Consider the following 10813-nt stretch of genomic DNA (forward strand, 5'->3'; position numbering starts at 1 on the left):
CGCGGGGGCCCGGCTGGCGGGCAAGCCGCACTGGCGGCTGGCGGACCTCGTGGCGAGGCTGAGCGACGACCAGCACCGGCTGGCCGAGCTCGCGCACGGTGATCTGGACGTCCGGCGCGGCATCGCCGCGAGCCTCGCGGGAGTCTCCGCGCCGGCCCGCACGGTGTTCTCCCGCCTGGCGGACGGGTCCTTCACCCGCGAGGAGACCGACGATCTCATTGAGGAACTGGTGGACGCGCGGCTGCTGGAGGCCGTGCGATGTGCCGACAGCGGACAAATGCGTTTCCGCCAGCCGGGTCTGGTCCGTGCTTTCGCGCGCGGGCTGTCCATCAGGACAGAAGTGGGAAACGCCACCGAGGAGGCGGGCCCATGTACGTAGACGTCCGGACATGCAGGGTTCTGGCGTCACCGTTCATTCGCCTGTCTCGTCCCGTTTCGCTGGCACTTCGTGTGTCTTGGAACGGGGCAAACACGAGCAAGATCATAATTTCCCCCCAAGGGCCGGAAAATGTAAGGATCTTGCGTCTGATGACTGCAGGTCACGACCGGCCTGGCACCCCCCAAAACAGGAGGAAAATTCGTGCTGGATGCAGTGGACTCCGTGTTGGTCCGCGAGCTCCAGCGGGACGGCCGGGCGACCTTTCAGGCACTCGCCGACCGCGTAGGGCTGTCCCGCACCGCCGTGCGGGCCCGGGTGCAAAGCCTGCTCGAGAACGGTGTCGTCAGAGTCGTCGGCATCGTGCACGCGCAGGTGATCGGCGCCAGCGCGGTCGGGCATCTCGCCATCGCCAGTGCCGGACCCGCCCGTGACGTCGCCCGCGAGCTCGCCAAACATCCCGCGTTGTGCTTCGCCGGACTCACCACCGGCCCCCACGCCGTGGTGGCCGAGGCCAGAGCAAGAGACGACGCCGCGCTCGCGGTCGTCGTCGACGACATCAGACAGCTCGGCGGAGTCTCCTCCGTCGAGGTGTTCCGCGCCGTGGAGGTCGCCAAGGACGCCCATTCGGTGGTCCGCCCGCTCGGTGACGTCGCACTCGACGACATCGACTGGCGGCTCCTGCAGGAGCTCCAACGCGACGGCCGCGCCCCCTACACCCGCCTCGCCGGCATCATCGGACTGTCCCAGGCGGCCACCCGCGCCCGGGTCGTCCGGCTGATGCGCTCCGGCGTCATCCAGGTGACGGGCCTGGCCGATCCGGCCGCGCTCGGCAGCCTGGAACTCGCCGCCTTCGGGGTGGTCGCCGGATCGTCGGTCCGCCGGGTCGCGCAGGAGGTGGGCGCTCTGGAGGGCGTCCGCTATCTCGCGTCCGGGTTCGGCCGCTTCGATCTGATCGGCCGTGCCGAGGCGTCGTCGCCGGCGGCGCTGGTCGACGTCCTCGACGCCGTCCGCGCCGTCCCCGGAGTGCAGCTGCTCGATTCCTGGCATGTCCTCGACGTCGTGAAGGAGTCGTACGCGGCGGACCTGCCGGACCGTTAGTGAACCAGTGACGTAACTAGTTACAACCGGTGGCTTTCCGTCATGTCCCGGACCGCCGGCGTTCGTTGCCATACCGTCGAAGCATGAATCTGCGGCAGTTGCGCTACGTCGTGGCCACCGCCGACCACGGCACGATGACGTCGGCGGCACAAGCGCTCTATGTCGCCCAGCCCGCGCTCTCCCGCGCGGTCCGGGAACTGGAGCGCGAGTTGGGCATCGAACTGTTCGCCAGGTCCGGGCGGGGGGTGGTGCTGACCGTCGCGGGGGAACAGGTGGTCCGCCAGGCCCGGATAGCGCTGGAAGCGGTCGACGCCATCGAGGCGGTCACCCGGGGGAACGGGCGAGGCGCGGAACTGCGCATCGCCACCACGCCCACGCTGGAGCCCGAGCTGACCGGACGGCTGCTGCCCCGGTTCGCCCGGGACCAGCCGGCCGTCCGGGTACGGGTGGTCAGGTGCGAAGGCAGGGACGCCGTCGGCGCCGCCCTCAGGGCGGGCCGGGCCGACCTGGCGGTCACCGACCTCCCCGTGCCGGGCGATCTGGCGGCCCACCCGTTCGAGCAGCGGGAGGTGGTGCTGATCTCGCCTCCCGGCCTGAAACTGCGCGACCCCGTCCCGCTCAAGGAGCTGGAGGGGCTGCGCCTGATCATGCCCACCAAGGGCACCGCCCGCCGGGCCGAGATGGACGCCATGCTCGTCCGGATCGGCGCGACCCCCGTGGTCGCCGTCGAATCGGACGAGAGGGGCGCCTGGCTCGGCTGGGTCAGGGCCGGACGGGGCTCCCTGCTCTGGTACCGCAACCAGGTCGAGGACGTCGAGGGGCTCGCGCTCCGCTCACTGATGCCCCCGATCACCCGGACCATCGGCCTCGTCCACGCCCACCGTCCGCTCCCCGCCTTGGCGCGGGAGTTCCTGGCGTTCGCGAAGGAGGCGAGCGCCTAGCGAGAGCATCGAGACGACGTGGCGGGGCCCGGCGATCGCCTCAGGGGGCGGTGCGGCGCAAGGCGGCCACCCGGTCGAGCGCCCGCCGGGCCCCCGCCACGTCGTGGACGCGGAAGACCCGGGCGCCCAGCCACGCCGAGACGCCCAGGACGGCCATCGTGCCCACACCGCGCTTGTCGACCGGGCGGCCCAGGGTCTCGCCGATGAAGTCCTTGTTGGACACGGCCACCAGGACCGGCCAGCCCGTCGCGACCATCTCCGCCAGCCGGCGGCTGACCTCGAGGGACTGGCGGGTGTTCTTGCCGAAGTCATGGGCCGGGTCGATGAGGATGCCGTCGCGGCGGACGCCCAGCGCCACGGCGCGTTCGGCCTCGGCCGTCACCTGGGTGATCACCTCGGCCATCACGTCGTCGTAGGCGACGCGGTGCGGGCGCGTCCGCGGCTCCTGACGGCCCGCGTGGGCGCAGACCAGGCCCAGCCCGTACTCGGCCGCCACGACCGCCAGCTCGGGGTCGGGGCCGCCCCAGGTGTCGTTCAGCAGGTCGGCGGCCGCCTCGGCGACGGCGTCGCCGACCTCGGCGCGCCAGGTGTCGACGCTGATCACGATCCCGGGATGCCGCTCCCGGACGGCCGCGACGGTGTCCACGACCCGCCGGAGCTCCTCCCGGACGTCCACGTCGTCCCCAGGCCCGGCCTTGACCCCGCCGATGTCGATGATGTCGGCGCCCTCGGCCACGGCACGGTCCACGGCCGCCATCGCCGCGTCGAACCCGAAGGTCGCGCCCTGGTCGAAGAACGAGTCGGGTGTGCGGTTCACCACGGCCATCACCGCGAAACCGTCCAGTGTGCGCTTGCCCAGCCGGGGGTTCACCGGCGCCACCAGCCCCGCCTGCGGGGGTTGGCCCGGGGCGAGACGTAGATCTTTCCCTCTTGGAGGACGACCGGGTAGGTGGTCAGCGCCGACCCGGACGGCCCGCGGCGCACCCGCCCGTCCGCCAGCGCGAATCTGGCCCCGTGCAACGGGCATTCCAGACAGTCCTCCACCAGGTTCCCCCTCTCGAGCAGCGCTCCGGCGTGAGGGCAGAGCGCCGCGACCGCATACAGTGAATCACCGGACCGGCACAGCAGGATCGGCAGCCCGGGCACCGGGCGGATCTCACCCGGCATGATCTCACCGACCGGGCACACCGCCACGAGCGGCAGGTCGTCGCGCACGTTGCCGAGCCTCACACAGCCGGATCCGACTGGCGAGTCGAATCACGTTCGGGTCTTACCGTGCCCCGGACTACTCAGGAGAGTCAGAAGGTCGATAACCTCGTCTTTCACACGAATTGTTTGTGTTTTTGTAGGCCGTGCCTCCAGGCACATCAGAGGGGGGTTCCGCTGACCAGGCGAGCGCTCATCACCGGCATCACCGGCCAGGACGGGTCGTACCTCGCCGAGCACCTGCTCGCGGAGGGATACGAGGTCTGGGGTCTGGTGCGCGGTCAGGCGAATCCGCACGTCGCCCGGCTCCGCAAGCACATCGGCGACATCAAGATCACCACGGGTGACCTGCTGGACCAGGGCTCGCTGATCTCCGCCGTCGAACGGGTGCAGCCCGACGAGGTCTACAACCTCGGTGCGATCTCCTTCGTCCCGCTCTCCTGGCAGCAGGCCGAGCTCACCGCCGGGGTCACCGGCATGGGCCCGCTGCGCGTGCTGGAGGCCATCCGGGTCGTCTCGGGGATCAGCCAGTCCCGCACGGTCGAGCCCGCCGCCCAGATCCGGTTCTACCAGGCGTCGTCGTCGGAGATGTTCGGGCAGGTCAGGGAGACCCCGCAGAACGAACTGACCCCGTTCCACCCGCGCAGCCCCTACGGCGTCGCCAAGGCCTACGGCCACTTCATCACCCAGAACTTCCGTGAGTCGTACGGGATGTTCGCCGTCAGCGGGATCCTGTTCAACCACGAGTCGCCGCGCCGGGGCGCCGAGTTCGTCACCCGCAAGATCACTCTCGGGGCGGCGCGGATCAAGCTCGGGCTCGCCACCGAACTGCGGCTGGGCAACCTCGACGCCCGCCGCGACTGGGGTTTCGCGGGCGACTACGCCCGTGCCATGCACATGATGCTGGCCGCCGACACCCCCGAGGACTACGTGATCGGCACCGGGGTCACCCAGTCGGTCCGTGAGCTCGTCCGGCTGGCGTTCGACTGCGTCGGGCTGAACTGGGAGGACCACGTCGTCATCGACGCCAAGTACAACAGGCCCGCCGAGGTTGACCTGCTCTGCGCCGACCCCAAGAAGGCCCGCGAGCAGCTCGGCTGGGAGCCCGAGGTCTCCTTCGAGGAACTCGTCCGCATGATGGTCGAATCCGACCTGAAGCTCCTCGCCTCCTCCGACGGCGCCGAATTCGGCACCGACCACTGGTAAGCCCCGCCGCCGGCGCCCCGCGACGACGGGGCGCCGGTGTTCCGGCGGAGGCTCAGCCCTTGACGCAGATGAGCTGCTTGAGGTGGGCCACGACCTCGACGAGGTCGTGCTGGGCCTCGATGACCGCGTCGAGGTCCTTGTAGGCGCCGGGGATCTCGTCGATCACCCCGGAGTCCTTACGGCACTCGACGCCGGCCGTCTGCTCCTCCAGGTCTTGCACGGTGAACCGCTTGCGGGCCTGGGTACGGCTCATCAGCCGGCCCGCGCCGTGGGACGCGGAGTTGAACGCGTGCCGGTTGCCGAGACCGCGGACGATGTAGGTGCCCGTGGCCATCGAACCCGGGATGATCCCCAGATCGCCCTTGCCGGCGCGGATCGCGCCCTTGCGGGTCACGATGACGTCCACCCCGTCGTAGGTCTCCTCCGCCACGTAGTTGTGGTGGCAGGAGATGGCCTCCTCCCAGCGGATCCGCAGGCCCGGAAGATGCGCGGCGACCGCGTTCTGGGCCATCGCCATCATCATCGCCCGGTTGCGGCGCGCGTACTCCTGGGCCCAGAACAGATCGTGCCGGTAGGCGTCCATCTTGGCCGTGCCCGTCAGGAAGACCGCCAGATCGGGATCGGGCAGATCCTGGTTGTGGGGGAGCTTCTGGGCGGCCTCGATGTGATGCCCGGCGAGTTCGTTGCCGATGCCCCGCGAACCGGAGTGCAGAACAATCCAGATGGAGCCTGACGAATCCAAGCAGACCTCGCAGAAGTGATTCCCTCCTCCCAAACTCCCCATTTGGGACATTGCGCGTCCGAGCTTGTTCCGGACGCCGGGGTGCAGCTCGTCGAAGCCCTTCCAGAACTCATACCAGCCGCGTTCTTTCAACCCCTGCACACCGGACGGATCGACCGCGGTGCGGTGTATTCCCCGCCCCACGGGAATGGCCTTCTCGATCCGGGAGCGCAATTTGGCGAGGTCGTCGGGCAGGTCCTCCACGGTGAGGCTGGACTTCACCGCGGTCATTCCGCAGCCGATGTCGACGCCCACCGCCGCGGGGGAGACCGCATCACGCATCGCGATGACGGAACCGACCGTGGCGCCTTTTCCATAGTGGACGTCGGGCATGACGGCCACACCATGAACCCAGGGGAGAGAAGCGACGTTCTTGAGCTGCTGGAGCGCGGAATCCTCCACACTCGCGGGGTCGGTCCACATCTTGATGGGAACGGTGCCGCCCCGCAGAATCTCGTAAGGCAACACCGTCTCCTTTTCGTCTCGGGGGTGGTGCCGAGAACATGAAGCCAGAAAAGGGACGGTGTGTTCAAACGGTTTTCGGGTGTTTCACAGATCCGGGTCGTGGGGTTGGGCGTCGGCTATGGGGCGGAGGGGCTGGCGCTGGGGGACGATCATCATGGAGAAGTCGCCGGTGGCGACGATGCGGGACTCGGGGTCGGTGACGCGGCACTCGACGATGACGAGCTGGCGGCCGACCTTGATGACCTCGGCGCGGGCGTAGACGGTGTCGCCGTGCGGGCGACCCAGATAGCGGACGTGCAGATCGGCCGTGACCAGGGACTGCTCGCCCGGCTTGAAACCGCTGCCCCGGGCCGCGGCGGTGCCGGCGGCGACGTCGATGAGGGTGGCGAGGGCGCCGCCGTGCAGGTTCGCGGTGCTGTTGAACGCCTCCTCCCTGACCGGCATCGAAAGGATCGCGTGCCGGGGGCCGATCTCGACGATCTCCAGGGCGAGCAGATGGTGGAGCGGGGTGTTGCGGCGCAGCTCGGTCCGGACGAACTCCTGGTCGGCTTCCGGCAGATCGGCGATGCGGATCGTGGCCGCCTCGTCCAGGTGCTCGTTCAACGGTTCTCCCCTCGTGTCGGCGCCCGTTGCGGGACAGACCATTATGGAACCAGGACGGGCCCACGGTGACCGTGGGGTCGTTTTCGCTACCGATTGTGTCCGACCCTTCACGGGTTGATGCTCGAAGGGGCCAAAGTTCTTCACGTCGGTAACACACGTGATAAACCAAAGCAGCGCCAACCGGTCTCGGCGGGCGCGCTTACGGAAGAAGCAGGCGGAGGGGGCTGTGCCGATGCGGCACGCGCGTGACGGGGCGACCGCGGCGATGAACGCCGCCTCGCAGGTGCTCGTCGCACGGGGCAAGGTCGAGCCGCAGGAGCTCGACCACGAGGGCGTCCAGTGGGGCGGCCGCGCGCGGGAGGGTGTCTGGGCCGCCACGAAGGACGGCAACCGGATCCATCTGGCGATCGACGCCCAGGCCGGTGACCGTGCCGCGACAGTGCTGCGCCCGTCGCTCCGGGTCTTCGTCGGGGTGGACGTCGACACCGACATCGTCGCCCAGACCACGTCGGACGGGATCCGCCTGGTCACGGTGGTGCACGGGCCCGAGGCGCCGACGGCGTTCCGGTTCCCGATCACTTTGGCGGACGGCCTCGCGCTCGACCCGATGCCCTCGGGCGGCTTCGACGTGGTGAACCTGCGCTACGGCGCGACCGTCGGACGGTTCTACAGCCCGTGGGCGTGCGACTCGCTGTTCCGGCCGATCCGCGCCTTCTACGAGCTGGACGGCAGCATCCTGGTGATGCGGGTCCAGCACGAGGGCGCCGCCTACCCGGTCGTCGCGGACCCCCACTACAGCCTGGCCGGTTAGGCGTACCGGCGTCGTCCCGACCGGCGTCCGGGGACTCGGGTGAGGCGGGGCAGCACGGTGGTGGCCAGCACGATGATGCCGAGCGTGGTGAACGCGGTGTCGTAGGACCCGTCAGCCGCCATGTTGCTGATCATGAGGGGGCCGATGACGCCGCCGATGCTCCAGGCGACGTTCATCAGCCCGTAGATGGCGCCCGCGTGGCTGAGCCCGAAGAAGTCGCCGGTGGTGGCGGGCATGACGGCGTAGCCGCCGCCGAAGTTGGCGAAGATGATCCCGGCGAGCAGCACGAACAGCAGGGGCGCGGTCGCGTGGGGGAGACTCAGCAGGCAGACGCCTTCCATCGCCAGGATGAGGGTGAACATCCGCATCCGGCCGTGTCGTTCCGACAGCCAGCCCCACAGGATCCGGCCGGTCCCGTTGAAGATCCCCATGGTGCCGGTGAGGGCCGCGGCGGCCGCCGCGCCGATGCCGGTGATCGCGACGGCGGCGCTGGCGGTGACGGCGGCGAAGCCGATGCCCGCGATGGTGTTGAGGGTGAGGATCGCGGTCAGCATGTACCACTGGCGGGTGCGGAGCGCTTCGCCGATGGTGAAGTCGGCGCGGCCGCCCTTGCGCGGCTGCGGCGGCGGGTTCCGGAACACCGACGCGCCGAGGGCCGTGCCGAGGAGGTAGCAGAGGCCGAGCGGCAGGAACGCGCGTGCGGGCTCGTCGCGGTAGGCGTCGACGAGGAACTGGGCGAGCGGTGAGATGAGGACCGCGCCGAACCCGAACCCGCCCACCGCGACGCCCGTGATCAGCCCGCGTTTCTCCGGGTACCACTTCTGCAGCATCGCGACGGGCACGATGTAGGCGATGCCGAGCCCGAGCCCGCCGATCACCCCGTAGGACACCAGCATCAGCCAGAACATGCTCTTGTCGGTGGCCAGCGACGACAGCATGGTGCCCGCGGAGTAGAGGGTCCCGCCGAGCAGCGCGGCGGCCCGCGGCCCCTTGCGGTCCTGGAACCGGCCGCCGAGGAAGGTGCCGAGGAACACCACGCCCATCGCCAGCGTGAACGGCAGGACGGCCTGGGCGCGGCTGAGCGCGAACCCGTTGCCCGGTTCCTGGAGGGCGCGGGCGAGCACGCTCCAGGAGTAGATGCCGCCGAGGGAGATCTGGAACAGCAGTGCGCCGCAGGCGATGAACAGCCGGGACGGCCCTGCGGTCCCGCGTTCGGCGATCCGGGACAGGGCCGGCCGCTTGCGGTGCCTGCCGCTCCCGTAGCCGACGCCGCGTGTGCTGGGGACGTGGAAGTCCCTCACGTCGAACACCGGATCCTGACGTGTCGGTGCCGCGCCTGGATACAATTCACGCCCCCCGGCCTGTGAACCCTTTTGCCCACAGCATGAAACCACCCGCCGGGTGGTGGGGAAGGCTACGGAAAGCCAAGAACGGACAGTGTTCTGGCAGCATGGGCCCTGAATCCTGGTACTGTCCGGGACATCCGCTTCAGTGATCCCCGTCAGGTGCGAACGTGATCTTCTCTCATGACACCGAGTGGGCGCTCGGGGTCGCCGTGGAGCTCGTCAACAGCGCGGCGGGCGGCCCCGACCGGCTCGGCGACCTCGCGGCGCTGGCGGTCTTCGTCGAGACGGCCAAGGTGAGCCGGGTGCCCGCGATGAACGCCGCCGACCTCGCCGAGGTGCGCCGGCTCCGCGCCCGGTTCGGTGAGATCTTCCACTCCGACGACACCGCCGAGATCGTCGGTCTGGTCAACGAACTGCTGGCAGGGGTGCGGACAGAACCCCAGCTCACCGACCACGACGGCTACGACTGGCATATCCACCACCATGTGCCGGGCAGCCGGATCGGCGAGCATCTGGCCGTCGAGATGGGGATGGCGCTGGCCCAGGTGGTGGCCGCCGGTGAGATCGACAGGCTGCGGGTGTGCGCGGCGGACGGCTGCGGCCGGGTCCTGGTCGATCTGTCCCGGAACCGGTGCCGTCGCTTCTGCGACTCCAAGACCTGCGGCAACCGCGCGCACGTCGCCGCGTACCGGGCCCGCCGCCGGGAACTGACCGGCTGACCCGATACCGCCGGGGAAACGGCGAGGAACGGGACTACAGGGAATAAGCTGGTCGGATGACGACGCTGGTGCGACTGGTCGACGGGTACGGGCGTCAGGCGACCGATTTGCGGGTCTCCCTGACCGACCGGTGCAATCTGCGCTGCACGTACTGTATGCCCGCGGAAGGTCTCGACTGGCTGCCCAACGCTGAGCTGCTGACCGACGACGAGGTGCTGCGGCTGGTCGGGATCGGGGTGGAGCGGCTCGGGATCACCGAGGTCCGCTACACCGGCGGCGAGCCGCTGCTGCGGCGCGGGCTGCCCGGGATCGTCGCGCGGACCGTCGCGCTCGAGCCCAGGCCCGAGGTGTCGCTGACCACCAACGGGATCGGGCTGGCGAAGCTCGCGCAGCCGCTGAAGGACGCCGGGCTCGACCGGGTCAACGTCTCGCTCGACACCCTCGACCGGGATACCTTCAAACGGCTCGCCCACCGCGACAGGCTGGACGACGTGCTCGACGGGCTGGCGGCCGCCGTCGCCGCCGGGCTGGCCCCGGTGAAGGTCAACGCGGTGCTGATGCGCGGCGTCAACGACCACGAGGCCGTCCCGCTGCTGCGCTACTGCCTCGACCGGGGCTATGAGCTGCGGTTCATCGAGCAGATGCCGCTGGACGCCCAGCACCACTGGACGCGCTCCGGCATGATCACCGCGGCGGAGACCCTGGCGCTGCTCGGCGAGCACTTCGAGCTGGTTCCCGAGCCCAGCGCCGAGCGCGGCAGCGCGCCCGCCGAGACCTTCCGCGTCGACGGCGCCAAGATCGGGATCATCGCGTCGGTCAGCCGCCCGTTCTGCGGCGCGTGCGACCGGGTCAGGCTGACCGCCGACGGCCAGATTCGCAACTGCCTGTTCGCCCGCGAGGAGTCAAACCTCCGCGACGCGATGCGCTCGGGAGCCACCGACGACGAGCTGATCGAGCGCTGGAACGGCTCGATCCTCGCCAAGCGTCCCGGCCACGGCATCGACGACCCCAGCTTCCTGCAGCCCGACCGGCCGATGTCCGCGATCGGCGGCTGACCGTCCGCCCCGCCTGCCGCGCCGATCCGGCCGGGTCAGTGAGAATGGGCCCGTGGACTTCGATGCGGTGATCCTCTCCGGAGGCTCGGCGACGCGGCTCGGCGGCGCGGACAAACCGGGCGCGGTCGTCGGTGGGCTGCCGCTGATCGTCCGGGTGGCGCGGGCCGTGACCGGGGCCGGCCGGCTGATCGTGGTGGGGCCCG

12 protein-coding genes and 1 pseudogene are annotated in these 10813 nt (G+C 70.0%); 8 read left to right on the forward strand and 5 right to left on the reverse strand.

The window, feature by feature from the left end:
• The 3 genes and pseudogenes from ACYVE7_RS20135 to ACYVE7_RS20145 form a co-directional block, all read left to right on the forward strand.
• Positions 1–379: pseudogene (locus ACYVE7_RS20135) on the forward strand (AfsR/SARP family transcriptional regulator); the annotation flags it as partial.
• A 201-nt stretch (positions 380–580) separates the two neighbouring features.
• Positions 581–1477 carry an Lrp/AsnC family transcriptional regulator gene (locus ACYVE7_RS20140; RefSeq protein ID WP_460366505.1) on the forward strand — a complete coding sequence of 299 codons (897 nt, stop codon included), beginning with the start codon at positions 581–583 and terminating at the stop codon, positions 1475–1477.
• An 83-nt stretch (positions 1478–1560) separates the two neighbouring features.
• On the forward strand, positions 1561–2418 hold the full coding sequence (locus ACYVE7_RS20145; protein ID WP_460366506.1) for a LysR family transcriptional regulator: 858 nt from the start codon (positions 1561–1563) through the stop codon (positions 2416–2418).
• 40 nt (positions 2419–2458) lie between these two features.
• Here ACYVE7_RS20145 and folP read toward each other — a convergent pair whose 3' ends face one another.
• Both folP and ACYVE7_RS20155 read right to left on the reverse strand, forming a co-directional pair.
• Positions 2459–3244, reverse strand: a complete 786-nt coding sequence (folP, locus tag ACYVE7_RS20150) for a dihydropteroate synthase (RefSeq protein WP_460366515.1) — start codon at positions 3242–3244, stop codon at positions 2459–2461.
• Positions 3245–3285: 41 nt separating this feature from the next.
• Positions 3286–3648 carry a Rieske (2Fe-2S) protein gene (locus ACYVE7_RS20155; RefSeq protein ID WP_460366507.1) on the reverse strand — a complete coding sequence of 121 codons (363 nt, stop codon included), beginning with the start codon at positions 3646–3648 and terminating at the stop codon, positions 3286–3288.
• 105 nt (positions 3649–3753) lie between these two features.
• On the opposite strand from ACYVE7_RS20155, the gene gmd reads away from it, so the two are divergent.
• A complete protein-coding gene (gene gmd, locus ACYVE7_RS20160) occupies positions 3754–4830 on the forward strand; it encodes a GDP-mannose 4,6-dehydratase (RefSeq protein ID WP_460366508.1) in 1077 nt (358 codons plus the stop codon).
• Between the two features lie 52 nt (positions 4831–4882).
• Here gmd and ACYVE7_RS20165 read toward each other — a convergent pair whose 3' ends face one another.
• A complete protein-coding gene (locus ACYVE7_RS20165; protein WP_460366509.1) occupies positions 4883–6076 on the reverse strand; it encodes an RtcB family protein in 1194 nt (397 codons plus the stop codon).
• A gap of 84 nt (positions 6077–6160) precedes the next feature.
• Positions 6161–6679 (reverse strand): PaaI family thioesterase, encoded by a 519-nt coding sequence (locus ACYVE7_RS20170; RefSeq protein ID WP_460366510.1) that lies wholly within the window; start codon positions 6677–6679, stop codon positions 6161–6163.
• A 232-nt stretch (positions 6680–6911) separates the two neighbouring features.
• On the opposite strand from ACYVE7_RS20170, the gene ACYVE7_RS20175 reads away from it, so the two are divergent.
• The gene (locus tag ACYVE7_RS20175; RefSeq protein ID WP_460366511.1) at positions 6912–7490 is read left to right on the forward strand and encodes a hypothetical protein; all 579 of its coding nucleotides are present in this window, start codon (positions 6912–6914) and stop codon (positions 7488–7490) included.
• Here ACYVE7_RS20175 and ACYVE7_RS20180 read toward each other — a convergent pair.
• The gene (locus tag ACYVE7_RS20180; RefSeq protein ID WP_460366512.1) at positions 7487–8800 is read right to left on the reverse strand and encodes an L-lactate MFS transporter; all 1314 of its coding nucleotides are present in this window, start codon (positions 8798–8800) and stop codon (positions 7487–7489) included. The two genes, ACYVE7_RS20175 and ACYVE7_RS20180, sit on opposite strands and share 4 nt — an antisense overlap.
• Positions 8801–9003: 203 nt before the next feature.
• Here ACYVE7_RS20180 and ACYVE7_RS20185 point away from each other — a divergent pair, with 203 nt between their 5' ends.
• The 3 genes from ACYVE7_RS20185 to ACYVE7_RS20195 form a co-directional block, all read left to right on the forward strand.
• Entirely contained in the window at positions 9004–9555 is a 552-nt protein-coding gene (locus tag ACYVE7_RS20185; RefSeq protein ID WP_460366513.1) for a CGNR zinc finger domain-containing protein, read from the forward strand.
• Between the two features lie 56 nt (positions 9556–9611).
• A complete protein-coding gene (gene moaA, locus ACYVE7_RS20190; protein WP_460366514.1) occupies positions 9612–10610 on the forward strand; it encodes a GTP 3',8-cyclase MoaA in 999 nt (332 codons plus the stop codon).
• Between the two features lie 67 nt (positions 10611–10677).
• Positions 10678–10813 (forward strand): NTP transferase domain-containing protein (locus ACYVE7_RS20195; RefSeq protein ID WP_460366516.1); only part of this gene is annotated, 136 nt, incomplete at its 3' end.

It is taken from the genome of Actinocorallia lasiicapitis, from assembly GCF_054778695.1.